General features: G+C 61.1%; 24 protein-coding genes. 5 read left to right on the top strand and 19 right to left on the bottom strand.

Features of this window, described 5'->3' with window-relative positions:
- Positions 1–21: 21 nt before the first annotated feature.
- The 11 genes from Q376_RS0103220 to Q376_RS0103170 all read right to left on the bottom strand — a co-directional run bounded on the left by Q376_RS0103220 (position 22) and on the right by Q376_RS0103170 (position 13,847).
- Entirely contained in the window at positions 22–933 is a 912-nt protein-coding gene (locus Q376_RS0103220; protein ID WP_027349089.1) for a helix-turn-helix domain-containing protein, read from the bottom strand.
- A 188-nt stretch (positions 934–1,121) separates the two neighbouring features.
- Positions 1,122–1,898, bottom strand: coding sequence for an SDR family NAD(P)-dependent oxidoreductase (locus tag Q376_RS0103215; RefSeq protein WP_027349088.1), 777 nt, complete (start codon positions 1,896–1,898; stop codon positions 1,122–1,124).
- Positions 1,899–1,946: 48 nt separating this feature from the next.
- A complete protein-coding gene (locus Q376_RS0103210) occupies positions 1,947–3,374 on the bottom strand; it encodes an NAD-dependent succinate-semialdehyde dehydrogenase (protein ID WP_027349087.1) in 1,428 nt (475 codons plus the stop codon).
- A gap of 76 nt (positions 3,375–3,450) precedes the next feature.
- The gene (locus tag Q376_RS0103205; protein ID WP_027349086.1) at positions 3,451–5,076 is read right to left on the bottom strand and encodes a flavin-containing monooxygenase; all 1,626 of its coding nucleotides are present in this window, start codon (positions 5,074–5,076) and stop codon (positions 3,451–3,453) included.
- A 520-nt stretch (positions 5,077–5,596) separates the two neighbouring features.
- Positions 5,597–6,799: a 3-oxoadipyl-CoA thiolase gene (gene pcaF / locus Q376_RS0103200; protein WP_027349085.1), complete on the bottom strand. Its 1,203-nt coding sequence runs from the start codon at positions 6,797–6,799 to the stop codon at positions 5,597–5,599.
- Between the two features lie 30 nt (positions 6,800–6,829).
- Positions 6,830–8,494 carry an electron transfer flavoprotein-ubiquinone oxidoreductase gene (locus tag Q376_RS0103195; protein ID WP_027349084.1) on the bottom strand — a complete coding sequence of 555 codons (1,665 nt, stop codon included), beginning with the start codon at positions 8,492–8,494 and terminating at the stop codon, positions 6,830–6,832.
- A 25-nt stretch (positions 8,495–8,519) separates the two neighbouring features.
- Positions 8,520–9,455: an electron transfer flavoprotein subunit alpha/FixB family protein gene (locus tag Q376_RS0103190; protein ID WP_027349083.1), complete on the bottom strand. Its 936-nt coding sequence runs from the start codon at positions 9,453–9,455 to the stop codon at positions 8,520–8,522.
- Positions 9,452–10,204 carry an electron transfer flavoprotein subunit beta/FixA family protein gene (locus Q376_RS0103185; RefSeq protein WP_027349082.1) on the bottom strand — a complete coding sequence of 251 codons (753 nt, stop codon included), beginning with the start codon at positions 10,202–10,204 and terminating at the stop codon, positions 9,452–9,454. Before Q376_RS0103185 ends, Q376_RS0103190 begins: the two co-directional genes overlap by 4 nt.
- A gap of 55 nt (positions 10,205–10,259) precedes the next feature.
- Entirely contained in the window at positions 10,260–11,483 is a 1,224-nt protein-coding gene (locus Q376_RS0103180) for a CaiB/BaiF CoA transferase family protein (RefSeq protein ID WP_027349081.1), read from the bottom strand.
- A 49-nt stretch (positions 11,484–11,532) separates the two neighbouring features.
- Positions 11,533–13,059, bottom strand: a complete 1,527-nt coding sequence (locus tag Q376_RS0103175; RefSeq protein WP_027349080.1) for a 3-hydroxyacyl-CoA dehydrogenase — start codon at positions 13,057–13,059, stop codon at positions 11,533–11,535.
- A complete protein-coding gene (locus tag Q376_RS0103170; protein ID WP_027349079.1) occupies positions 13,059–13,847 on the bottom strand; it encodes an enoyl-CoA hydratase in 789 nt (262 codons plus the stop codon). Before Q376_RS0103170 ends, Q376_RS0103175 begins: the two co-directional genes overlap by 1 nt.
- Before the next feature lie 293 nt (positions 13,848–14,140).
- Here Q376_RS0103170 and Q376_RS0103165 point away from each other — a divergent pair, with 293 nt between their 5' ends.
- Both Q376_RS0103165 and Q376_RS0103160 read left to right on the top strand, forming a co-directional pair.
- Positions 14,141–14,962 (top strand): IclR family transcriptional regulator, encoded by an 822-nt coding sequence (locus Q376_RS0103165; protein ID WP_211266593.1) that lies wholly within the window; start codon positions 14,141–14,143, stop codon positions 14,960–14,962.
- A gap of 47 nt (positions 14,963–15,009) precedes the next feature.
- Entirely contained in the window at positions 15,010–16,164 is a 1,155-nt protein-coding gene (locus Q376_RS0103160) for an acyl-CoA dehydrogenase family protein (RefSeq protein WP_027349077.1), read from the top strand.
- Positions 16,165–16,614: 450 nt separating this feature from the next.
- Here Q376_RS0103160 and Q376_RS0103150 read toward each other — a convergent pair whose 3' ends face one another.
- The 7 genes from Q376_RS0103150 to Q376_RS0103120 form a co-directional block, all read right to left on the bottom strand.
- Positions 16,615–17,385 (bottom strand): 1,6-dihydroxycyclohexa-2,4-diene-1-carboxylate dehydrogenase, encoded by a 771-nt coding sequence (locus Q376_RS0103150; protein WP_027349076.1) that lies wholly within the window; start codon positions 17,383–17,385, stop codon positions 16,615–16,617.
- Positions 17,386–17,473: 88 nt separating this feature from the next.
- Complete coding sequence (gene benC / locus Q376_RS0103145) at positions 17,474–18,514, bottom strand: benzoate 1,2-dioxygenase electron transfer component BenC (protein WP_027349075.1); 1,041 nt, start codon at positions 18,512–18,514, stop codon at positions 17,474–17,476.
- A gap of 48 nt (positions 18,515–18,562) precedes the next feature.
- Positions 18,563–19,051: a benzoate 1,2-dioxygenase small subunit gene (gene benB, locus Q376_RS0103140; protein WP_027349074.1), complete on the bottom strand. Its 489-nt coding sequence runs from the start codon at positions 19,049–19,051 to the stop codon at positions 18,563–18,565.
- Positions 19,048–20,424: a Rieske 2Fe-2S domain-containing protein gene (locus Q376_RS0103135; RefSeq protein ID WP_027349073.1), complete on the bottom strand. Its 1,377-nt coding sequence runs from the start codon at positions 20,422–20,424 to the stop codon at positions 19,048–19,050. Before Q376_RS0103135 ends, benB begins: the two co-directional genes overlap by 4 nt.
- 92 nt (positions 20,425–20,516) lie before the next feature.
- Positions 20,517–21,482, bottom strand: a complete 966-nt coding sequence (gene catA / locus Q376_RS0103130; protein WP_081803369.1) for a catechol 1,2-dioxygenase — start codon at positions 21,480–21,482, stop codon at positions 20,517–20,519.
- A 54-nt stretch (positions 21,483–21,536) separates the two neighbouring features.
- A complete protein-coding gene (gene catC, locus Q376_RS0103125; protein WP_027349071.1) occupies positions 21,537–21,827 on the bottom strand; it encodes a muconolactone Delta-isomerase in 291 nt (96 codons plus the stop codon).
- 32 nt (positions 21,828–21,859) lie between these two features.
- Positions 21,860–22,984 (bottom strand): muconate/chloromuconate family cycloisomerase, encoded by a 1,125-nt coding sequence (locus Q376_RS0103120; protein WP_245598893.1) that lies wholly within the window; start codon positions 22,982–22,984, stop codon positions 21,860–21,862.
- A 342-nt stretch (positions 22,985–23,326) separates the two neighbouring features.
- Here Q376_RS0103120 and Q376_RS0103115 point away from each other — a divergent pair, with 342 nt between their 5' ends.
- Positions 23,327–24,226, top strand: coding sequence for a LysR family transcriptional regulator (locus Q376_RS0103115; protein ID WP_027349069.1), 900 nt, complete (start codon positions 23,327–23,329; stop codon positions 24,224–24,226).
- 125 nt (positions 24,227–24,351) lie between these two features.
- Complete coding sequence (locus Q376_RS25490) at positions 24,352–24,474, top strand: hypothetical protein (protein WP_281173339.1); 123 nt, start codon at positions 24,352–24,354, stop codon at positions 24,472–24,474.
- Between the two features lie 265 nt (positions 24,475–24,739).
- Here Q376_RS25490 and Q376_RS0103110 read toward each other — a convergent pair whose 3' ends face one another.
- Positions 24,740–24,937, bottom strand: coding sequence for a hypothetical protein (locus Q376_RS0103110; RefSeq protein WP_027349068.1), 198 nt, complete (start codon positions 24,935–24,937; stop codon positions 24,740–24,742).
- Between the two features lie 340 nt (positions 24,938–25,277).
- Here Q376_RS0103110 and Q376_RS24635 point away from each other — a divergent pair, with 340 nt between their 5' ends.
- Complete coding sequence (locus Q376_RS24635) at positions 25,278–25,532, top strand: hypothetical protein (RefSeq protein ID WP_043446004.1); 255 nt, start codon at positions 25,278–25,280, stop codon at positions 25,530–25,532.
- Positions 25,533–25,698: the final 166 nt, after the last annotated feature.

The raw sequence follows: 25,698 nt of genomic DNA, 5'->3' as shown, positions 1-25,698 counted from the left end.
AGCGAAAGCGATTGATTTGATTCACCTCGTCATCTTGCTGAAGCACTGGTCTCTATATTGCTTGGGCGTCAAGGACAGTTTGCTCTTGATCACCCTGGTCATATGACTTTGATCGGAAAAACCACATTCGAGCGCGATGGCCTTGATAGGCAAGGATGAAGAAGAGGACAGCAATTGTTTCGCGCGATGAAGACGTCGCGCTTGCACATAATGGTGCGGGGAACACCCATAGTCCGATGCAAATACGCGGACGAAATGCGACTGGCTGAGCCCCGCCACATCTGCAAGCGCTTGAACCGACAGCGCTGTAGACAGGTTCTCTTCGATATACTCTTCCAACAGTTTCTTCTTGCTGTCGGAAAGTTTTGACGTGCGAAAAACGTCCTTCAGCGAGCACTGTGCGTAATTTCTTATCAAATGTATGCACATTTGCACTTCGAGGGTTTGAAGATAGATGCTACTCCCGGCGGCGGTGCTTAAACACTCATCCTCATACGTCGACATCAACCTGGACAGTATCTCATCATTGACCAAGGGATGGTGATTGATGGAAAGATCATCCACGTCCCGATCAAACGTTTCATTGGCTATTTTATTGATCAGGTCATGGGATATATAAATATGGGTCACCTCGATATCATTCATCCAATACCAACTCGAGTCGCTTCCTCTGGAGAGCAGAGTGATATTCCCATCAGCGGACGAAGACTTCTTCCAGCGACCATTCTCAAAGAATCCCAAATTTTGAGAACCTTTCTTCCATCTGACCAATTTATAATCGCGCAGACTCGGGATAATGACTTCGGTTTTGTCGAACTGATACCCTCTGAACGAAACAGGCAGATGACGACCGCCACCGACGGTGCCGGGACAAGTCACCTTACCAGGAATGACATCCAACATTTTGTCGGGTGTCAAGAGAGTAGCGTTCATGTAAGAACCTCTCGCCCTACCATATAAGAAAAACTGTTGGATAAGACTAATAGACACTTATACAACAAACCGCATATCTCTTCAAATAAACTATAGTACAATGCGTCCGGGCCAACTCGTGGCCCAGACAGGCGATGAATCCCCTCTCCATTCATTTCATATGAATATAGACTATTGAAATGGATCACTTAAATTGAAAAACCACCATCTACCGCAATGGCTTGACCGGTCACATGCGGCGCACTGGCCAAGTACACCGCAAGTTGCCCCATGTCTTCCGGGGTCTGTGCAACCCCCTGCGGGAGAAAGGTTTTCTGGTGGCGTTCCCAAGACGCTTCTTCAGTTTCACCCTCCAAGGCCCATCTTGCGGAAAGACCCGCTTCTCCGCGCCACATTCCCGTCCCCACGATCCCGGGGCAAAGTGCATTCACTGTAATTCCCTCTGTCGCCACCTCCTTGGCAACGGCATTGGTAAAGCCGATGACAGCGAACTTCGATGCCGAATAATGAGAGAGTTCAGGGAAACCGCTTTTCCCAGCAATCGAAGATATATTGATGATCCGCCCATGTCCCTGCTTTCTCATCGAAGTGATCTCCGCCTGGGTGCAGAGAAAAACCCCTTTCGCATTGACCGCGAGGACTTTATCCCACTCCTCGGGCGCAAGATCACCGATCGGATACAGGCTGACGATACCGGCGTTATTGACTGCGATATCGACCTTTCCGTAATGCTGCTCGACATCCGCTATCATCTTCGAAACCGAGTTCTTGTCGGTCACATCGACCTGGAGCGCCAGGCTGTCCCAGCCGCTATTCTTCAACCGGTCCGAGGTCTGTTGGGAAATGGCGATATCGATGTCGGCAACCGCGACTGACGCCCCCGCCTGGGCCAGCGCCGTCGCGATGCCTTCGCCTATCCCTCTGCCGGCACCCGTAACCAATGCCACTTTCCCTTCAAGGCGCATACTCTGGTACTCCCCATTCGAAAAGCATTGGTGTCGAGAACAAGATGACTATTTTTGGGTGATGAATTTGCTCGTCAAATAACCATCGAAAGTTTCGGCCCCCCCCTCACGCCCGTAGCCGCTGTCTTTCACTCCGCCGAATGGCGTTTCCGCCAGCGCTAAGCCGATATGGTTGATCGATACCATGCCTGCTTCCAATGACCTCGAGATAAAATGCGAGTTTTCTATCGATGTCGTGAAGGCATAGGAGGCCAGCCCATACGGCAAGCTATTGGCCGACGCGACGGCATCCTCGACACGCTGAAATGGCGCGATGCCTGCGACAGGGCCGAAAGGTTCATTGGTCATCAGTTTGGCGTGTTCGGGAACATCAGCGATGACCGTCGGATCGAAGTAATTTCCCGAGGAGCCTCGTCTCGTTCCCCCTAAGGCGATTCTCGCGCCAAAGCGCCTCGCGTCGTCTACGAATTCTTCCATCTCCTGAACTCGTCTGGCATGAACCAAAGGCCCTATCGTGGAACTCGTCTCCAATCCCGGCCCCACTTTGATCCCGCTGGCAAGCTTGGCAAACTTGTCCAAGAACTGCTCATAAACATTGGCTTGGACATAGAATCTCGACGGGGATATGCACACCTGCCCGGCATTCCTGAATTTGAAAGGGACCAATAGCTTTACCGCATTATCGATATCGGCGTCATCGCATACGATGACGGGCGCATGCCCACCCAGTTCCATGGAACACTTCTTCATATGAGCACCAGCCAGGGAGGCCAGTCGCTTACCGATAGGCGTCGATCCTGTAAAGGAGATTTTTTTTACTATTGGTGAGGCGATCAGGTATTCAGAAATCATCGATGAATCACCAGAGACGACATTCAAGACGCCATTCGGTAATCCTGCATCATGAAACAGCTTCGCTATCTCCAGCACCGAGGCGGGTGTATCGCTGGAGCCTTTCAGTATCAAGGTGCATCCCGCACCGATCGCCGCCACGACTTTCCTGAATGCCTGGCTGAAGGGAAAGTTCCAAGGCGAAAAAGCCACACATACGCCGACCGGCTCACGAATGACTATTTGCTGTACGGATACATCTCGCGCGGGGATGACGCGACCATAGATCCTTCTGCACTCCTCTGCATGCCAATCGGCATGCTCGGCACACGACAGCACCTCCGCTACGGCCTCTGTATAAGGCTTGCCCTGCTCCAGGGTCAGCTTTCTGGCGATGGGTTCGTAGCCTTCCCTGATTTTCCTTGCCACCTGGTGGAGTACGGCATTGCGATCCAGAGGCGAGCTGTTCTTCCAGGTGGAGAAAGCCCGTTCGGCAGACGCCAAAGCATCATCGAGATCGCTCACTGTGGCGTTGGGAAAGCTCCCGATGACCTCATCATTGGCGGGGTTATGGACCGGTGACCTGTCCCCACCTTCAATGTCGATGAGCCTTCCATTGATGAACAAACCAAGATCCGCATACATACCGAACTCCTTTGATGAACGATCATCCGAATGTGGACTTCAGTCCCGACCGATCCACGACGTCGATAGGATATAGTTATGCGGTCCCGGCTTTTTCTACGTTCGCATAGGTCAGCATCAACCCTTCATAACCATTGAGCTTGGTTCGCTCCAGCGCCTCTTTGAAAGCCTTGATGCCTCCCATGTAAAAATATACCTGATTCTTCTTACCCGGAATGTTGGCGCCGAATATCCATGACTCCGCTTTGGGGAAAAGCGTCATGTGCGCGATCTCGTCGCAGGCAGCGGACCACGTCGAGACCGCCTCGTCGGTCGCCTCCACCGTGGAGAACCCTTTCTCTTCGGCATGCTTGATCAGATCGCTGATGAACCTGACCTCGAGCTCGATGGCGGGCGGCAGGTTGGAGAAAGGTCCGTTAGGGCCAAGCACCATGTACATATTGGGATATCCGTTATTGAACATCCCCAGATAGCTGGAAGGACCTTCTTTCCAGTGCTCTTTCAGTTCCTTCCCGCCGCGCCCGCGAACCTCGAATTTCGTATAGTTACCATCCACGGCATCAAAACCGGTGGCAAAGATGATCACATCCAGCGCATGCTCGACGCCATCTTCGGTCAGAATCCCGTTCGGGGTGATCCTCTTGATCGGATTCGCCTTGACGTCGACGAGATTCACATTATCTTGATTATATACTGAATAATAACCGCTATCGCATATCGGACGCTTGGCATACAAATCCTTCGGACACAGTTTTTCAGCCGTTACCGGATCCTTGACGATTTCTCTGATTTTTCGACGAATGAAGTCTTGCGCATATTTATTCGCGACTTCATCGGTTGCAATATCACCGAAGGTCTCGAACATGAAGCGGAAGCCGCCACCTTTCGCCCATGCCTGTTGAAAGATGGCATCACGTTCTTCATCGGACACATCATGTATCGATCGAGAGGTCTCATTCAGTCCAAAGCCCAGGCTTGAATTCCAAACGCCTTCCCATATTTCATCATAGTTTTTCTTGATTCTCTTTTCGTACTCTTCCGTAACGGGACCATTACCTGCGGGAACCGTGTATTGCGCACTACGCTGGAACACGGTCAACGCGCCGACCACCGGCGCAATGGCGGTAATGATCTGGGTGCCGGTCGAACCAGTGCCGATAACCCCCACTTTTTTACCTTCGAGGCTGACGCCGTCAGGCCACTGTGCGGAATGATAGCTTTTCCCTTTGAAGGTCTCCCGCCCTGCTATATTGGGAATGTTGGAAGCGGACAGCAGCCCCAGTGCCGTGACGAAATGGCGGCAGGTATACTCATCGTGTTTGTCCGTCGTAATGTGCCAGAGGCCACTTTCTTCATCATAGATGGCCGACGAAATACCCGTATTGAATACGATGCTTCTTCTCAGATCATGTCGATCGGCGACGTTTTTCAAATAGCCGATGATCGTCGGTTGGTTCGCATAGTGATGGGTGATGGGATGTTCTTGAAGAAGTGCCTTGTCCCAAGAATAGACATACAAATAGGCTTCGGTATCCGACAGTGCGCCAGGATAGCGATTCCAGTACCAAGTGCCTCCCACATCGCCGGCCTTGTCGAACAGCACGACATCGAGCCCCAGCTCGTCACGCAGTTTCTTGAGCATGTACAGACCGCTGAACCCGGCTCCGACGACAATTGCATCAACATGCTTCTCATCACTCACGTCACACCTCCTTCACAATATCGGTCCATATGAAATTTCATGAAATTCATTGTCACTGGAGGGTATCTCCATGAACCGAGATCGCCTTTTCCCATTTTCCAAAGGCGAGTCGATCCCTCCTGACCTTTTTTCTGCACGGGCCAGCGTACGAATGAAATGATCTATCAAGCCGCCGTCCTCGAGGACGATCAAATAAGATGATTTTCTAGGATGAATAGTGATGGCTGCCCGTACTTCGATATTGAAGATATTCACCTTTGGATTGAACCAGCCTACTTCTCTAGACTTATGTCTATGAGTCAGCCATTGCCGAAAAACGATGAATTCTTCATAGGTCTTTAGTCTTATATATTATTGTTCAGAGGAAATAGCCCCCTATTATTCAGACGCCTTACGCGCAGCCAGCGGGATCGAGCATTTCTTTCAACCCACGGACGAAGCGATGACGAACTGCCGGCGTACGCTGCTCATCATCGCCCCTGCTCCGGTCAAGCACTCGGGCATCGAACCAAACTCCGAGTCAGACCCGCTCGATCAAGCTCGCGATCCCCTGGCCAACGCCTACGCACATGGTGCAAAGCGCATAGCGTTTGCCGTGCAGCCGAAGTTCATGGGCGGCGGTCAGCAGCAAACGGGCGCCGGACATACCCAATGGATGGCCCAGGGCGATAGCGCCGCCGTTGGGATTGACCCGCGGGTCGTCGTCCGCGAGGCCCAGGTCGCGCATACAGGCCAGCGCCTGGGCGGCGAAGGCCTCGTTGAGCTCGATCAGGTCGATCTCATTGAGAGAAACTCCGGTACGCGCGAGCAATCGATTGACTGCGGGCACCGGGCCATAGCCCATGATGCGCGGCTCGACGCCGGCGGTGGCCATGCCGAGGATCCGCGCCATGGGCTCGAGGCCGTACCTGGTCACCATCTCCTGGTTCGCCACCAGCATGGCGGCGGCGCCGTCATTGGCCCCGGATGCGTTGCCGGCGGTGACGCTGCCGCCTTCGCGGAAAGGTGCCCTGAGGCCTTGGAGCATCTCGAGGCTGGTCTCGCGCGGGTGCTCGTCGGTATCGAAGATCAACGGCTCCTGCTTGCGCCGCGGGATCTCGATGGCGGTGATCTCCTCGGCAAAGCGCCCGCTCTTGCGCGCAGCCGCCGCCTTTTGCTGGGAGCGCAGGGCGAAGGCGTCCTGGTCCTCCCTGGATATCCGAAACTGCTCGGCGACGTTCTCGGCGGTCTCCGGCATGGAGTCGACGCCGTGGCTCTTCTTCATCCGAGGGTTGATGAAACGCCAGCCGATGGTGGTGTCCTCGATCTGCTGGCCGCGGGCGAAGGCGCTGTCGGCCTTGCCCAACACATAGGGCGCACGCGACATGGACTCCACGCCGCCAGCCAGGGCCAGCCCCATCTCGCCGCTCTTGATCGCGCGGTAGGCGGTGCCTACCGCGTCCATGCCTGAGCCGCACAGGCGGTTCAAGGTAGTGCCGGGCACCGAAGTCGGCAGCCCGGCCAACAGCGCGGACATTCGCGCCACGTTGCGGTTGTCCTCACCGGCCTGGTTGGCGCAGCCCATGAACACCTCTTCTATCGCCGCCGGATCCAGCGCTGGCGCCTCGGCCAGCACCGCCTTGATGATCGAAGCCGCCATATCGTCGGGACGCACGCTGGACAGGGATCCCCCGAAGCGGCCGATGGCAGTGCGCCGTGGATGGCAGAGATAAACGTCGCTCATGATTTCGTCCTATGGAAGTGAGGAGGCTTTTCACATGTTCGGATAGTTCGGGCCACCGCCGCCCTCCGGCGCTATCCAGGTGATGTTCTGGGCCGGGTCCTTGATGTCGCAGGTCTTGCAGTGCACGCAGTTCTGGAAGTTGATCTGGAATCGCGGCTTGCCATGGTCGTCCTCAACCACTTCGTAGACCCCCGCCGGGCAGTAGCGCTGGGCGGGTTCGGCGTACCTGGGCAGGTTCTCGCGGATCGGCAGTTCAGGGTCGGTCAGCCTCAGGTGGCAAGGCTGGTTCTCCTCGTGGTTGGTGTTGGACAGGAACACCGAGGAGAGCTTGTCGAAGGAGAGCTTGCCGTCGGGCTTGGGATAGACGATCTGCTCGCACTCGGCGGCAGGCTCGAGCGAAGCATGATCCGCAGTGGTGTCGTGGAGATTGGGCAGACGCCCACCGAGCAGCTGGTTGGTGAAGTTGTAGGCGCCGCCCAGCACGGTACCGTACCGATGGATGGCCGAGCCGAAGCTGGCGCTAGCCTCGAGCTCGGCATGGGCCCAGCTTCGCTCCCACTTCGCGGTGAAGGCGCTCAGCTCCTGGCCGCCCTCATCACCCGACATGATCGCCTCGAAGACCGTCTCCCCCGCCACCAGGCCCGACTTCATCGCGGTGTGCAGCCCCTTGATCTTGGCGAAGTTCAGCGTGCCGGCGTCGCAGCCGATCAGCAGGCCGCCGGGAAAGGTCATCTTCGGCAGGCAGTTCAGCCCGCCCTTGGTGATCGCCCGGGCGCCGTAGGCGACCCGCTCGCCGCCCTCGAGATGGTGCTTGAGCACCGGATGATGCTTCAGCCGCTGGAACTCATCGAAAGGCGACAGCCAGGGATTGCGGTAGGAGAGATCCACGATCAAGCCAACCACGGCCTGCCGGTTCTCGGCGTGATAGAGGAACCACCCGCCCTGGGCCTGCTTGTCCAGGGGCCAGCCGGAGCCATGGAGGATCAAGCCGGGCTGGTGCTTTTCGGCAGGAATGTCCCAAAGCTCCTTCAAGCCGATGCCATAGTGCTGGGGATCGCGGCCCTCATCGAGCTCGAAGCGTTCGATCAACCGCTTGCCCAGGTGGCCACGCGAACCCTCGGCGAAAAGAGTGTACTTGGCGCGCAGCTCCATGCCCGGCGTATAGCCATCCTGCGGGGTGCCATCCGCAGCCACGCCCATGTCGCCGATGACGATGCCGCGTACCGCGCCGTCCTCGACGATCACCTCCTGGGCGGCGAAACCGGGGAATATCTCCACCCCGAGTCCTTCGGCCTGCTCCGCCAGCCAGCGACACAGGTTGCCGGCGCTGATCACGTAGCGGGTGATCTCACCACCGGTGTTGTGCATGCTCGGCGGCACCAGGGCATTGGGCAGCTTCCAGGCCTTGGTGTCGTCCTTGAGCAGATAGACCTCGTCGCGAACGGCCGGGGTGGTGAGCGGTGCGCCGCGCTCCTGCCAGTCGGGGAACAGCTCCTGCAAGGCACGAGGTTCGAAGATCGCCCCCGAGAGGATATGGGCGCCCACCTCGGAGCCTTTCTCCACCATGCAGACCGTCAGCTCTCGCCCCGCCTCGCCGGCCTGCTGCATCAGTCGGCAGGCCGCCGAGAGGCCAGCAGGCCCGGCGCCGACGATCATCACATCGAACTCCATTGCGTCGCGTTCTACCTGCTCCACCGCAAGCTCCTTCATCAGCCGGGAGTTAGAGTTGCCGTTCCAGCGCGGGCAAGGCCTCGAACAGATCAGCGACCAGGCCATAGTCCGCCACCTGGAAAATCGGTGCGTCCTCGTCTTTGTTGATCGCCACGATCACCTTGGCGTCCTTCATCCCGGCCAGGTGCTGGATGGCACCGCTGATGCCCACGGCGATGTAGAGCTCCGGGGCGACGATCTTGCCGGTCTGGCCCACCTGCATGTCGTTGGGCGCGAAGCCGGCATCCACCGCGGCCCGAGAGGCACCGATGGCGGCGCCGAGCTTGTCGGCGATACGCTCGAGCAGCTGGAAGTTCTCGCGGCTGCCCATGCCGCGTCCGCCGGAAATCACCACCTTGGCCGAGCCCAGTTCGGGTCGATCGCTCTCGGCCAGCTGCTCCTCGATGAAAGTGGACTGATCGTTGTCCGCCACGAAATCGATCGCCTCGATGGCCGCACCGTCGTCACTTTGCGTTGCAGCCACGGCGTCGAAGGCAGTGGCACGCACGGTGATCACCTTGAGGGTGTCCTCGCTCTGCACGGTAGCGATGGCATTGCCGGCGTAGATCGGCCGTTTGAAGGTATCGACACCCTGCACGGCGATGATCTCGGAGATCTGGCCGACGCCCTTGAGCGCGGCCAGCCGCGGCAACACGTTCTTGCCGGTGGTGGAGGCGGCCGCCAGCACATGGCCATAGTCGTCGGCGAGCTGCGCCATCAGCGCAGCGGTCGGCTCCGCCAGCAGGTGGGCATAGTTGGCGTGATCGGCCACCAGTACCCTGCCCACCCCGTCGAGCTTGCTCGCGGCCTCGGCGATGGCGGCGACGCCCTCGCCGACCACCAGCACGTGGAGCTCACCGCCGATCTGTCGAGCCGCGGCGACGACGTGGGCGGTGGCGTCGGCCAGGACGCCGTTATGATGTTCGGCCAGAACCAGAATGCTCATGAGATCACCTTCGCTTCGTTCTTCAGCTTGTCGATCAGCTCGTCGACCGACCCCACCTTGATGCCTGCTTGACGCTCGGCCGGCGGCTCGACCTTGAGCAGCTTGATCCTGCTCGCCAGCTCGACACCGAGATCGGCAGGCGTCCTGACCTCCAGCGGCTTCTTCTTGGCCTTCATGATGTCGGGGAGCTTCGCGTAGCGCGGCTCGTTCAAGCGCAGGTCGGTGGTGACGATCGCCGGCAGGGTCAGCTCCAGGGTCTCCAGGCCGCCGTCGATCTCACGGGTCACACGCAGCCTTCCATCCTCCACCGCCACTTCGGAGGCGAACGTACCCTGGGGCAGCCCGGTCAGCGCAGCGAGCATCTGCCCGGTCTGGTTGTTGTCGGTATCGATCGCCTGCTTGCCAAGGATCACCAGCCCCGGCTGCTGCTCCTCCACTATCTTGGCCAACGCCCTGGCGGCGCCCAGCGACTCGACGCGCAGGTCGGTCTCGACATGGATGGCGCGATCGGCACCTAGTGCCAGTGCGGTGCGTAATTGCTCCTGGGCGGCCTTCGGCCCGATGGTCACCACGACCACCTCGGTGGCCACCCCCTTCTCCTTCAAACGCACCGCCTCTTCCACGGCGATCTCGCAGAAGGGATTCATCGCCATCTTGACATTGGTCAGGTCGACGTCGGAGTGGTCCGACTTGACCCGAATCTTGACGTTGTAGTCGATGACGCGTTTGATCGCGACGAGTACTTTCATACCTGACTCCTCCAGAACTTGAGCTTCGAAATCGTCGAAGACATGTCTTCGATACCTAACCGATGACCCGCCTGCTTTTCAGGATGGAAAGTCGTTCCGAGGTAATGCCTATATATTCACTGAGAACGACGTCCGTATCTTCACCCAGCAAAGGAGCAGGCCTGGTATATTCCACCGGGGTGGCTGAAAGTTTGATCGGACTGCCGACCATCTTGAAATCAGGATTCAGGGAATGAGGGATATCGACCACCATACCGCGCGCTTGCACTTGGGGTTCCGCGAGTGCCCCAGCGATATCGTTGATCAGCCCCACGGGGACGCCAACGCTGAATATCTTGTCCACCCATACCTTCGCATTGTCCTTCTTGAAGTGATCACTCAGGATTCTGGTGACCTCCGCACGGTTCCTGACCCGATCCTCGTTCTTGGCAAATCGGGGATCCAGCGGAAACTCAGGCAGGCCGATGGCGTTGCATAGCGCGATGAACTGTTGGTCATTGCCACAGGCAATGATGAAGTCCTGGTCAACGGCACGAAATACGTTATAAGGAACGATGTTGGCATGGGCGTTCCCGTAACGACCCGGGGAAACACCCGTGCTCAGATAGTTTTGGCTTTGGTTGCCCAAAGCAGCTACCTGGACATCCAGCAACGCCATGTCGCAGTACTGTCCCTTGCCGATTTTCTCGCGCGCCAGGAGCGCCGCTTGAATGGCGATGACCGAGTAGAGCCCCGTCATCACGTCGGCCACCGCGACCCCGACCTTCTGCGGGCCGCCGCCAGGCAGGTCGTCACGCTCACCGGTAATGCTCATCAGCCCCCCCGTCCCCTGGACGATGAAGTCGTAGCCGGGCTCGCGCGCCCGCGGGCCGGTTTGGCCGAAGCCGGTGATGGAGCAGTAGACCAGCCGGGGATTCACCTCTGACAGGGCTTCATAATCCAACCCATATTTCTTCAACGAGCCCGCTTTGAAATTTTCGATGAAGACATCGCTCTCAGCGGCCAGGGCTCGCACGATCTCTTGGCCTTCAGCGCAAGAGATATCGACGGCGACGGAGCGCTTATTTCGATTGGAAGACTGATAATAAGATGCCTCGGAGGTTTCCTCTCCGCTTGGCGACTTCATATACGGAGGTCCCCAGGCACGGGTATCGTCACCCGCACCGACTCGCTCGATCTTGATCACGTCGGCGCCGAGATCGGCGAGGATCTGGCTGCACCAGGGACCTGCCAGCACCCGACTCAAGTCAAGAACACGAATACCAGTAAGTGCACCCATCGACTCACCTATCGATAATTATTGAAACCATTGATAAAACCGTACGATGTCAGCAAACGGAGGGTTCTTGGGACGAGAGAGAGAGGCCTAATACGGCGCGACGACGCAGCCATGCACTGGGGCGATAACGGGCATCGCCGGTCACTTCGACCATGCGCTCCAGAATGGCCAGTATTCGTTTCGGACCTAATGCATCGCCCCACTGCAGCGGGCCCTGGGGATAGTTCAACCCCAGCCGCACAGCCTTATCGATGTCCTCTGGACTGGCGATCTGTCGCTGAGCGATCTCGCAAGCCAGATTGACCACGCTTGCGAGCACTCGCTGGGCGACGAAACCAACGCTGTCTCGAATGACCGTGACGCCAACGCCATCGGCCGACATCATCGCGTGAGCGGCATCGAGCATGTCCCTGCGGGTGACCTGGGTCGCCATCAAGGTCCGGTGGCGGGCGAGATCGATCGAGGCGTCGAGACATACGGTGCGAGTCGGATCGCTCGAAAAGCGAACGCTCGCGCTCACCGCATCGTCACCGAAGGGTATCAACAGACAAAGCGCCTCCTTGCTCGGATGCGCGCCACCTTCCACTTCGCCGCCCAGCGCATCGAGCAGCGATACCACTTCCCGGTGCACGGCGCCGTCGCTGCAACCCACCCAGACGGGTGGCAGGCCGTCGACCCGTGGCACCGGCTGGGGCGGTGAAGCCTCCTTCTTTCCCGCTTCGTACCGATAGAAGCCAGTGCCCGTCTTGCGCCCGAGCCGCCCCCCTTTCAGCATCTGCCGAGAAATGTAGGATGGGCGATAGCGAGGGTCGTGATAGAACTGCTCGTAAATGGACTCCATCGCCGGATGCGACACATCGAGCCCGGTCAGGTCGAAGAGCTCCAGCGGTCCCATCCGAAACCCTGCCCCTTCCCTGAGGATACGGTCGATGTCCTCGGGTCGCGCGACGCCCTCCTCGAGGATCTTCAGGCCTTCGGTGCTGTAGGCGCGCCCGGCATGGTTGACGATGAAACCCGGGGTATCCTTGGCCCGCACCCCGGTGTGACCGAGGCGCTGCGCCAGCTCGAGCAGCGCGTCGACGGTGGCGGCATCGGTATCGATGCCGCCGATGACCTCCACGACCTTCATCAGCGGCACGGGGTTGAAGAAGTGAAAACCGGCCACTCGGCGGGGAATTCGCAAACCCGAAGCGATGGAGGTCACGGATAACGAAGAGGTATTGGTGGCGAGGAGGCAGTCGGTGGCGACGACCTGTTCCAGAGCGGCGAATAGCTCCCGCTTGATCTCCAGGTTCTCGATGATCGCCTCGACCACCACCTCGCAATCCGCAAGTCCTGCCATCGACTCGACGATTTTCAATCGAGACAGCGCGGCTCGCGCCGAGTCGGCGGATATCTTTCCCTTGCTCGCAAGCTTCTCCAGCGTCTTGCCGAGTCCGTCGCGGGCGGCACTCGCCATGCCCTCACGACCGTCGAACAAATACACCTCGAGGCCCGCCTGCGCGGCGATTTGCGCGATACCCGCTCCCATCACGCCGGTACCAACGATGCCCATCCGGGTCAGTGAGCGCGACATTACGCCTCTCCCTGGTAGTTGGGCTTACGTTTTTCCAGAAACGCAGCGGCACCTTCTTTCTGGTCGGCGGTATCGAAAAGCAGCTGGAAGGCTTTACGCTCGAGCGCCAGCGCACTCTCCAACGGCAGGTCGGCACCTGACAGCACGACTTCCTTGATCTGCTCGAGCGCAAGCGCAGGCATCCCCGCCACCTCGTGGGCAAGCGCCTTCGCACGCGCAAGCGTCTGGTCATCAGCGACCACTTCACTGACCAAGCCCATGCGCAGCGCATCGAACGCGCCGACCATGCAACCAGTCATCAGCATGCGCATCGCCTGGAATTTGCCCACCGCCCGAACTAGACGCTGGGTACCGCCTGCACCGGGCATCAGGCCGAGCTTCACCTCGGGCTGGCCGAACCGCGCGGACTCACCGGCCACGATCATGTCGCAATGCATGGCCAGCTCGCATCCTCCCCCCAGGGCGAAGCCATTGACCGCCGCGATCACCGGTTTGGGGCAGCGACCGACAGGCTCCCAAAGCCTTTCATTGTGGCGCTGGTACATCTGCGTCGGGGAGGATGAGGCGAACTCCCTGACATCGGCACCGGCGACGAAGAAGTCATCTCCCCCCGTCAGCACGATGGCACGAACGTCCTGGCGCTGCGGTAACACCGTGAACTGCTCGGCCAATTGATGCCGCACGGCTGCATTCAGCGCGTTCCTGGCTTCGGGGCGATGGATGCGCACTACCGCCACCCCACCCTCCAGCGATTCCAGGTACACGGCCGAATCTCGGTGATCGCTCATCTTGACTCTCCTGATGCACAGCGCCACAATGATCGCCATGCGGACATTAATTTCGACAAATTCAAAAAAATGCTAGGTCGAGCTATCCCCCCTGTCAACGCGACTGAAGTATATATTGATGATATTTTATAATTATCAAATAGTTACATAACAAAATAGCTGGACATCCATTGCAGTAGAGCGCCAAAACATAAAGTCCGCTATGCGGTCATACGTTTTGCTAAATTGACATTACGAATTCGAGGAGTACAAGATGAGCCGCACACCAGTCAGAGCAGCCGAGGGTGGTCAAGGTGGGTAAAGCCGACATTCAGAGCGATTTAAATGTCTTGATAGACCCGATGAACGCCTCGGACGAGCAGGAAAAAGACCGCCAGTTCGTCACCGCCCTGGCGCGAGGATTGGAGCTCCTGCGCTGCTTCTCCCCGCGTGACAGCGTGCTGAGCAACCTGGATCTGGCCCGGAAGACGGGGTTGCCGCGTCCGACCATCAGTCGCCTCACCTACACACTGGCTCGATTGGGCTACCTGCGACAGCTACCCCGGGGTAAGTACCAGCTCGACGTCGGTGTGATGTCGTTCGGCTATGCGATGATCTCCAACCTCCCGATCCGCGCCATCGCCCAACCGATGATGGTGGCGCTCGCCAATGAGGTCGAAGCTACCGTGGCGATGTCGGCGCAGGACCGGCTGGACATGGTCTATCTCGATGTCGTCCAGAGTGCCTCCGGCTCCACCATGCGCCGCCAGATCGGCACGCGTCTACCGATTCATCAAAGCGCCGCGGGTCGTGCGTGCCTGGCGGCCATGCCCAGTGCAGAGGCCGAGCTGCTGATGGACCATATCAAGGAGCGCTTCCCCACCGAGTGGCCCGGGATTCGAAAAGCGTTGGAGCGCTCTTTCAGAGACTACGCGGACTACGGCTATTGCCTGTCGATCGGCGAATGGCAGAAAAAGGTCAACGCCGCTGCGGTTCCATTCCATCATCCGCAGCTCGGCATTCTCTCGTTCAACTGCGGCGGTCCCGAGTTCCAGGTATCACGCGAGAAACTCGAAGACGTCATTGGCCCCAGACTGGTCCAGATAGTCAATAACATCGAAACAGAAACGCGATGAATCACCCAATCTTTTAAAATCGTCTCATTCGCCAGGGAGAAGGACAGATGATTCGTGATCAAGAAACGATGCAGATTCTTCTTGATTCAATTCGTAGTTTCGTCAATGAGGCGCTCATTCCCAGAGAGGAAGAGGTCGCTGAAACCGACGAAATCCCTGAAGACATCGTATCGCAGATGCGTGACATGGGGCTGTTCGGCCTCACCATTCCCGAAGAATTCGGCGGTCTCGGTGTCACCATGGAAGAGGAGGTCAATATCGCCTTCGAGCTGGGACGTACTTCCCCGGCATTTCGTTCTTTCATCGGCACCAACAACGGTATCGGCTCGATCGGCATCCTGCTGGACGGCACCGAGGAGCAGAAAGCCACCTATCTGCCGAAGCTGGCCAGCGGCGAGATCCTCAGCTCCTTCTGCCTGACCGAGCCGGACTCCGGCTCCGATGCCGCTTCGCTGAGAACCACCGCTGTTAGAGATGGCGACCATTACCTGATCAACGGCACCAAACGCTACATCACCAATGCTCCCCATGCCGGTATATTCACCGTCATGGCCCGAACCGATCCCGAGATCAAGGGAGCCAAGGGCATCAGTGCGTTCATCGTCGAGGCCACCACACCGGGCATCACGATCGGCAAATGCGATAAGAAAATGGGACAGAAAGGCGCCCATACCGCCGATGTCATTTTCGACAACGTCCGGGTGCCGTCCAGCGCTTTGATCGGCGAGAACGAAGGGGTTGGCTTCAAGACCGCCATGAAGGTACTGGACAAGGGGCGCTTGCACATCGCGGCCATTGCGGTCGGCGCGGCGGAGAGGGTCCTCGAGGACTCGCTCAGGTATGCGATGGAGAGAAAGCAGTTCGGCCGCCCGATCTCGGACTTCCAGCTGATTCAGGCAATGCTGGCAGACAGCAAGGCCGAAATCTATGCCGCCAGATGCATGGTGCTGGATGCGGCCCGCCGGCGTGACGATGGCCTCAGCGTCAGTACCGAAGCGTCCTGCGCCAAGATGTTCGCCACTGAAATGTGCAGTCGAGTGGCGGATCGCGGCGTCCAGATCCACGGTGGCGCGGGCTACGTCAGCGACTACGCGGTAGAGCGTTTCTACCGTGACGTCAGGCTTTTCCGCCTGTATGAAGGCACCACCCAGATCCAGCAGGTGATCATCTCCCGCAACATGATCCGGGAAGCCCAGCAGTAGAGGCCCTGCGCTTTAAGCGCGCAGCGCCTCAGATTAATGACAAACCCCTTTTGACCCAGCGACGCTTTCGATCCTGGCGAGTCGAGAACCGTTTGGGTCCTAACGCGCCTCTTGCTCGCTTAGATGCGAGGGGCGGCCCCCTCGCGCTCCCCCTGAAAGGGGACGCGCCGCCACGAGATCGCGAAACCCTGGCCGATCAATCGCTTACCCTCGGGTCGGCGCGCATGGACGTCCCTGTCCGGGCGCGCCTTTTGCGACATCCATGTCGCAAACCCCGGTGCAATCGATTGCCGGCCAGCGCGCTCTCGGAGGCGGCTGGAAACCATCGTGGCATCTTCAAATACTTTGTCAGCAGTCTGAGGCCCTGCGCTTTAAGCGCGCAGCGCCTCGAGCGAGCGGGCGCCCGGCGCAGGCCGGGCCTCGACCCGGTCGCCGCTCTGACGGCCCGACTCAGCCACCGTCGCCGCCGCCGACCGGCAGCACCGTGCCGGTGATGTAGGAGGCCTCGTCGGAGGCGAGGAACAGGATCGCCGCGGCCTGTTCGTCGAGGGTGCCGTAGCGATGCATGAAGCTGGTCTCTTTGGTCTGCTCGACGATGCGCGAGTACCACGCCCGCTCTTGCTCGCTCGGCTCGGCGGCGTTGCGCGGGACCCGCCTGGGCGGCGCCTCGGTGCCGCCGGGCGCAACGGCGTTGATCCTCACGCCACGCTCGCCGTTTTCGAACGCAAGGCACACCGTCAGCGCGTTGACGCCCCCCTTGGCCGCGCCATAGGGCACCCGGTGGACGCTGCGGGTGGCGATCGACGAGACGTTGACGATCGCCCCGCTGCCCTGGGCCTGCATCCGCGGCAGCGCCGCGCGGCAGCACCACAGGGTGGGAAACAGCGAACGCCGCACCTCGGCCTCGATCTCCTCGGCGGCGTAGTGCTCGTACGGCTTGGCCCAGATCGTGCCGCCGACGTTGTTGACCAGCACGTCGATCCGCGCGAAGCGCTCGACCGTCGCCGCGATCATCCGCTCGCACTCATCGAAGCGCTCGAGATCGGCGGTCAGGCTCAGCACCTGCGCGCCAGGATGCTCGAACTCGTGGACCAGCTCGGAGCGATCGACCAGCACCAGCCGCGCTCCCTCTTCGGCCAGCCGCTGCGCGACGCGCAGGCCGATCCCCTGCGCCGCGCCGGTGACCACCGCGACCTTGGCATCGAAGCGTCCCGTCGACATGGATGTTTCTCCTGGTTCTAGTGGAATGGCGTGTCTCAGCGCACCGTCGGCGAGGCTTCGCCGGCGGTGCCGTTGGCGCTGGCGTGGCTCATGCGCTCACCTCCTCGCCGGCGGTGATCACCAGGTTGGGAGTGAACTTCTCGTAGTAGAACCCGGCGGGAACCACGCCCAGGCCGTCGAGGTGACGGCGCACCGCGTCGACCATCGGCGGCGGCCCGCAGAGGTAGACGTCCACCTCTCCACCATGCAGCACGCCAGGATCGAGGTGGTCGGTGACGAAGCCCTTGCGTGGGTGGCTCGAGCCCTGCTCGGCGACGCAGGTGAGGAACTCGAAGTCGGCGAGCCGATCGGTATACGCCTGGAGCCGCTCTACCAGCACCAGATCCTGGTCGCGGGTGACGCCATAGAGCATCCTGATCGGCAGGCCCACATCGCGGCTGGCGAGCACTTCGAGCATCGAAAGAAACGGTGCCAGCCCGGTGCCGCCCGCCAGCAATAGCAATGGCCGGCAGGGCTCACGCAGGTAGAAAGCACCGAGCGGGCCGTCGAGGCTCAGCCGCTCACCCATCCTTGCGCCATCGAGATAAGCGCTCATCCTCCCGCCGGGCACGCGCTTGATCAGAAACGACAGCCGTCGCGCCCCGGGGGGCGAGCTGAACGAATAGGAGCGGGTCTCCGCGCCGCCGGGGATCCCGATGTTGACGTACTGCCCGGGCAGGAAGGCGGGGGCCGCGGTGCTCTCGTCGAGTTCGAACTCGACCTCGAGCGCGGCATCCTGGTGCGCGGTGATCGCGCTCAGGGTCGCCTCGAAACGCGCCGGGCCGGTCTTGCACGCGCTCGACGGCACCGGCACGGCGATCACGCAGTCGGCGCGGGGCACCATCTGGCAGGTCAGCACCAGCCCGCGGGCGAGCTCCTGCTCGTCGAGGGCCTCCTCGAGATAGTCGTCGCCGAGCTCGTAGTCGCCCTCCTCGCAGCGGCACTTGCAGGTACCGCAGACGCCGTCGGAGCAGTCCATCGGCAGGTTGATCCGCTGCCGGTAGGCCGCGTCGAGCACTTTCTCGTCGTCTCGGCACTCGATGAAGCGGGTGACGCCGTCTTCGAAACTCAAAGCGATGGTATGGGTCATCGCACTCTCCCTTTGGCCGCCCCGCCCTAGCGGCGGGGCCGGCCTGAGCTAGATGTGGTAGATGTCGATCACCTGATGGATGTAATCGTTCTTCAGCACCACTTTCTTTTTCCGTATCAAAGGCTTGCCACCGCTCAAGTCGAGCGTGTAGAAGGAGCAGCCGAAGTGGCTGTAGCTGGTCTTGTAGCGATGGCTGAGGGTATGCCAGTTGAAACGCAGCTCGGCGCGTTCTTCGTCCTGGCCTAGCAGTTCGAGATTGCTGATGTTGTGCGAGGTGCGCGGCTCCGGCGTGGTCGCGCCGGAGCGCTCGGTCTTGATCCGGAACACCCGGTCCTCGAGGCCCTCGCGGCTCGGATAGTAGATCAGTGACAGTTCGCGGCTCGGGTCCTCGGTGAGCTGATCGTCGTCATCCCACGCCGGCATCCAGAACTCGACCTTGGGCGAGTAGCACTCGAGCCACTCGTCCCATTGCCGGTCATCGAGCAGCCGCGCCTCGCGATAGACGAACGCAGCCAGCGCTGCCTGACTAAGGTTCATGCCACCGCCCCCTCGAGCGGGATGAGTCGCGCCCGCTCGCGCTCGATCGCGCGCTCCATCGCCTCGACCCAGCAGCTGTGCTGGCGCACGTAGAGACCCTCGTCCTCGGGCTTGATCCCGCTCGATAGCGGGGTGAAGCCCTGCTTCCTGGCGTTGTCGTCAGGCCCCTCGATCCAGTGCACCGCGCCACGGCTGAGATCGTTCCATTCGGCGGCGCGCCCCTCGAAGCCGCACTGGCTGGCGCGGAACTCCTCGAGGTCGTCCGGAGTGCCCATGCCGCTGACGTTGAAGAAATCCTCGTACTGGCGAATCCGCAGGTTGCGCTCGGCGGCGGACTCGCCCTTGGGTGCGAAGCAGTAGATGGTCACCTCGGTCCGATCGACCGCGATCGGTCGGATCACGCGGATCTGGGTCGAGAACTGATCCATCAGGTAGACGTTGGGATAAAGGCACAGGTTGCGGGTCTGGCCGACGATCGCATCGGCCTGCACCTCGCCGAGCCGCTCGACGAGCTCGGCGCGATGGGCATGGACCGGTCGCACCTCAGGGTTGAGCAGCTGGGTCCAAAGCAGCACATGGCCGTGCTCGAAGGCGTAGTAGCCACCGATGCTCTTCGACCAGCCGTTGGCGTCGACCGCCTGGGTGCTGCCCTCGGCATCGTAGTTGCGGTGCTGCATCGTCGCCGAGTAGTTCCAGTGCACCGAGCTCACGTGGTAGCCGTCGGCGCCGTTCTCGGTCTGCAGCTTCCAGTTGCCGTCGTAGATGTAGGAGGAGTTGCCGCGCAGCACTTCGATGCCCTCGGGGGCCTGGTCGACGATCTGGTCGATGATCACCCTGGTCTCGCCGAGGAACTCCTCGAGCGGCACCACGTCGGGCTCGAGGCTGCCGAACAGGAAGCCTCTGTAGCTCTCGAAGCGCGCCACCCGCTTGAGATCGTGGGACCCTTCGCAGTTGAACTGCTGCGGATAGCCGCCGCTCTTGGCGTCCTTCACCTTGAGCAACTTGCCCGAATTGCTGAAGGTCCAACCGTGGAACTGGCAGGTGAAGCTCTGCTTGTTGCCGTGCTTGCGGCGGCAGATCATCGCCCCACGGTGCGCGCAGGCGTTGACCAGGGCGTGCAGCTGGGACTGCTTGTCGCGGGTGATCATCACCGGCTGGCGGCCGATGTAGGTGGTGAAGTAGTCGTTGGGTTCGGGAATCTGGCTCTCATGGGCGAGGTAGACCCAGTTGGCCTCGAACAGGTGCTTCATCTCGAGCTCGAAGAACTCGGGATCGGTGAAGGCGTCGCGGCGGCAGCGATAGCGGCCGCTCGCCGGATCCTCCTCCACGGCGCTGCGTACGCGCCGGGCGAGCTGGTCCAGATGCTGGGACATGGTGGTCTCCTCCATCGAACGGATCGTCACGGGACACCGCCTGTGCCGGAGGCGGCGCAATGATTGGAATCGGCGGCTTCGAGGCGGCTCGCCTATCCGGCCACCTGCGCGCGGCTGCGCATCACCGGGCGCTGCTCTTCAGCGTCACGCGCGCGATGGAGCACGAAGTCGAACTCGATCTCGGCGAACGCACCCTCGATGCCGAGGCGCGCAGCGCCCTCGATGTCGGCGGTGGGGTGGCGAACCACCGGTGGGATCAGGCCGTCTCGGGTGGCGAAAGCGAAGTCGTCGTTGACCAGCGGATCGTCCTCGATGTTGATCTGGGTGGTGAGGTGGCGATGCCGCTCGGCGTGGACGAAGAAGTGGATGTGCGCAGGCCGGTTGCCGTGTCGGCCGAGCCGGTCGAGCAGCGCCTGGGTCGGGCCCTGCGGCGGGCAGCCGTAGCCGTTGGGCAGGATGCTGCGAAACGCGTAGCGCCCCTGGGCGTCGGTGACGATGGTACGGCGCATGTTGTAGTCGCTCTGGGTGCTATCGAAAAACGAGTAGTTGCCTTTGGTGTTGGCATGCCACACCTCGACCTGCGCCCCCGCCAGCGGCCTGCCCTGCTCGTCGCGCACCTGGCCATGCATGTAGAGCGCCTCACCGGGGTCGCTGCCATCGTCGAGGCGCCCCTCGCCCTCGAGCAGCGGGGCGCCGGCGACGTAGAGCGGGCCCTCGATGGTGCGCGGCGTTCCTCCTTCGATGCCCGCCTGCGCATCCTCCAGATCGGCACGCAGGTCGAAGAAGTGTTCGAGCCCAAGGCCCGCGGTGAGCAGCGCCCCTTCGCGCTGTTCGCCCAGCCAACCGACGTAGTCGACCGCGTGCCAGAACTCCTCCATCGAGATGTCCAGGTCGTCGATCGCCACGCACAGGTCGCTGAGCAGCCGATGGACGACCTGCTTGGTCCTTGGGTCGCCTTTGGGTTCGTCGAAGCCGCTGGCTTTGGCCAGGAAGCCGTCGATGAATGCCTTGTCGGCAGCCTTGATCCTGCTTTTACGTTCGATGGTCTCGCTACTCATCACCCACTCCTCCTCTTGGTCCTTTGGTCTTTCCTGCGCCGCCTCTGCGGGCGTTCAGCGGTCGTCCTCGTGGATCGAAGACGGATGGCGGCATACCGCGCGCACGTTGATGTCCATATAGGGGAACAGCGGCAGCGAACTGATCGCCTCCTGCAGCTGCTCTGGGCTTTCGACGTCGAACACGCTGACGTTGGCGTAGCTGCCGGCGACCCGCCAGAGATGGCGCCAGCGCCCTTCGCGCTGCAGCCGCTGGGCCATCTCCCGCTCGTCCGCCTTGAGCTTGACGGCCCGCTCCGGGGCCATGTCGGGCGGCAGGTTGACCTTCATGTCGACGATGAACAGCATCGCTATGCTCCTTTTTTGATCACGGTGGGCATTCAGCGCCGGCGATAGCGCGCCAGCTGGGTTTCGTCGAGTTCGACGCCGAGCCCGGGGCCGGTGGGCACGCCGACGCCGAATTCGGCGTAGTCGAGCCCGCAGCTGACGATGTCTTCGACCAGCAAACGGGGGCCGAACAGCTCGGTGCCCCATTCGAGCCGCTCGAGGGTGGAGAAGACGTGCAGCGACGCCGCGGTGCCGATGGTGCCCTCGAGCATGGTGCCGCCGTAGAGTCCGATCCCCGCCGCCTCGGCGATCGCGGCGAGCTCCAGGGTGGCGAGTGGACCGCCCGCCTTGGGCAGCTTGAGCGCGAAGACATCGGCGGCGTGCGCGGCAGCCAGGCCGAACCCGTCGCGGGCGTCGCAGACCGACTCGTCGGCCATCACCGCAACGTCGAAGCGAGCGCTCAAACGGGCGAGTGCATCGCGCAGGCGAGCGTCGACCGGCTGCTCGATCAGCGTCACCCCGGCGGCCTCGAGCGCTCTGATGCCCTGGACCGCCTGCGCTTCGCTCCAGGCCTGGTTGACATCCACGCGCACCTCGGCCCGCTCGCCGAGCGCCTGCTTGATCGCGCTCACGTGGCGTACGTCGTCGGCCACGTCGTGGCTGCCGATCTTGAGCTTGAACAGCCGATGGCGGTGCTGTTCGAGGCATTGCTCCGCCTCGGCGATGTCGCGCTCGGTATCGCCGCTGGCCAGTGTCCAGGCCACCGGTAGCCGCTGGTGCAGCGCGCCGCCCAACAGCGTGCTGAGCGGAAGTCCGAGGCGCTTGCCCTGGGCGTCGAGCCAAGCGGTCTCCAGCGCCGAGCGCGCGAAGCCGTTGCCACGCACTGCGTTACGCATCAGCGCGCGAAGCGCGCGCACCGAGTCGACCGGATGCTCGATCAAAAGCGGCGCGAGATAGTCATCGATCGCAGACTTGATCGCCTCGGGGCTCTCGGCCCCGTAGCTGAGCCCACCGATGGTGGTCGCCTCGCCGAGCCCCTCGACCCCGTCCAGGCAGCGCAGCCTGACGATCACCAGCGTCTGTATCCGCATGGTGGTCATCGAGAGCCGATGCGGACGGATGGTGGGCAGGTCGACGAGAATCGCCTCGATCGCCTCGATGCGGATGGGCATGGCCATCTTGTTGGCTCCTGGACACAAGGACATTGGATGCATCGACTATCACGCCCACGCCCGGCCTCGAACCAATATCGTTGTCGTCGCCGCCCATACCCTGCGGGTATCGCTCGAGCGTCGCTGCGTCCGTTGGTCGTATCCTGCGGACCGCCGGGCGGGCGATGACGATCTTCGAACGCATCGAAGCGGCCAGAGGGGAGAGGAATTACGACCATCGATCTACGCCGAATGGATCGCCCGGGCGACTCAGGCAGGATGACCATGCGCTATGCGCGGTTTGGCCAATTGCCGGGAATGCGCAGCCGAGAGAGGCTGCAGGCTTCACCGCTATACCAGGGAGGTATCGTGGAACTCAGGCACCTGCGTTACTTCAAGGTCGCTGCCGAAGAGCTCAACATCAGCCGAGCCGCTGCGCGGCTGCACATCGCCCAGCCGCCGCTGAGCAGGCAGATCAAGGAGTTGGAAGCAGAGCTCGGCGTGAAGCTGTTCGAGCGGCTGCCCCGAGGACTCGCACTGACCACCGCAGGCGAAGCCTTCGAGGGCTACTGCACCCAGTTGCTGGAGAGACTCAGCTTCAGCATCGAGGCGACGCAGCGCCTCGCGCGCAAGGGCAAACGCAGATTCGGCATCGGCTTCGTACCTTCCTCCTTCTATGGCCAACTGCCCACCCTGGTACGCAGGCTACGCCAGATCGATGCACTGGAGATCGTGCTGCAGGAGATGACCTCGGTGCAGCAGGTCGCGGCGCTGCACAGTGGTCAGATCGATATCGGCTTCGGCCGGATATGGCTCGATGGCCCCGGCGTGCGCCAGGAGGTGCTGTTCGAAGAACCGGTACTCGCCGCCCTACCCGCCCGCCACCCATTGGTCGGCACCCGCCCTTCGATCGAACGCCTCGCCGAGGAGCCGCTGATCGTCTACCCAGCCCGGCCGAGACCGAGCTACGCCGACGTCGTTCTAGGCATGTTCCATCAGCGGGGCCTGCACATCGAGGTGCTGCAAGAGACCAACGAGCTGCAGACCGCGATCGGCCTGGTCGCCTGCGAGATGGGTATCACACTGGTGCCGCGCACCGTACGGCGGCTAGTGCGCGAGGATGTGGTCTATGAAGGGATCAGCACCGCGGGATTGAGCTCTCCGCTGATCATGTGCCTGCGCCACGAGGAGAAGCATGATCCACTCATGGCGAGCGTGCTCGAGCACGTCTATGCGCTGATCGAGCTGCGAAAGCGGGGCAAGTTCTAGCACCACGGCCGCCCACGGCGTGGGTATGCGCCTGCCGGTCGCCCATCCGGCGAGGGGCAGATAAGTACGGGCCATCGTTCAGAACACTGCTACGCTTTGAATGAGCCCGCCAAACGGAGAGCGCCATGAGTGATCCATACCCGATTCCACCGGACGATCAGCCTCCTCCCGCGCCGCCGTCCGAGCCGCCGCTCAATCCACCACCGCACGAGCCGCCGGAAGTACCGAACGAGCCGGTATGGACCTAGCGAAGAGAGCGGCAGGCACCTCCCATTATCGCGCGACGACGCAGAACCTGGGACGAGGTGGAGGGCACCCCCCACGGTGCCTGCCTGGCAACAGGGTACAAGAGTGGCAGAGGGCTAGGCGTTCATTGAATCCCCGATACTTGACGATGGGTACCAATCACCGATGCCGGCCCCTGCTCCGGCGCCGCTGCAGGCCGTCCACTCGATAGGGCGTGCGGCCTGCACCAACGCCCGGATGACCCGACGCGCCTCACGGGGCCCGCAGTCAGTACCCGCCGTTCATCTCATTCGCCCGTGCCTGCGCCTCGGAAAGCGATGAGAACGGCCCTTTGATTTCACGCCCTCCCCGGCGCTCGACGATCACCCAGCCGGGATACCTGTCGCTTTTCATGCTTTCCACCGCCGGATTGGTCAAGCCCACCGCTGCGGACAAGCGGTTCTCCACGATGTAGCGCGCTTTCATTCGGCACCTCCTGGAATCGATGGATATCTCCAGTCAGCCACAAGGTGGAATAGCGCCATGACCGATGCAAGCTTCGTCCGATCGATGCGACCAAAGCACGACCAAAGATAGACACGCAGCGTCGATGGGATTCGACCAACGACGACGCCGGCGATAAGAACATCGAAGACCATTTGGACCTCGAGCGATTGCACGAGCCCTGCTCGGCTGAGCCACTTTGTAGCATTTTGGTATATAAATGCGTCTCCTTAGTGAGTGTTAATGACGCGATCATCTTTGGTCGAATATCCTAAAGCCGTAGGTCCGTATTCCATTTCTTTTCGGCCAGGAGATTAATGCGATGAAAATCCGATCCATGCTCGCGGGCGCGGCATTCGCTTCGCTCTTCGCTCTTCCCACCTGGGCGCAGGAAGCCGGCTCGGAGGCCGGAGGCGCAGCCGCATCGTCCTCACCCGCGCCGGTTGCACAGGGCACACCGTCCACCGCCTCGACGATGGTCGGCACCGCGGTCTCAGCCACCGGCACTTCGGGCACGGGTGGGACGACCGGCACGACAGGAACCACCGGCACTACCGGTACCTCCGGCACCAACTGAGCGCGGGCTCGGTCTAGCCGCCGAGTCTTCGCCCCCGCGGTAGCGCGGTTCGCGGCAACCGAATACCCAGCTAACCCGCTCCGGCGGGTTCTGTTGTTTGAAGCCGAAAAATGGCGCATTCCCCAGCTCGATCATCGCGGCAATGCCTACGTCGGTGAGCGGATCA

This window comes from Halotalea alkalilenta DSM 17697 (assembly GCF_000621205.1).
Lineage (GTDB): Bacteria > Pseudomonadota > Gammaproteobacteria > Pseudomonadales > Halomonadaceae > Halotalea > Halotalea alkalilenta.
This window is presented reverse-complemented; position numbering and strand designations above follow the sequence as displayed.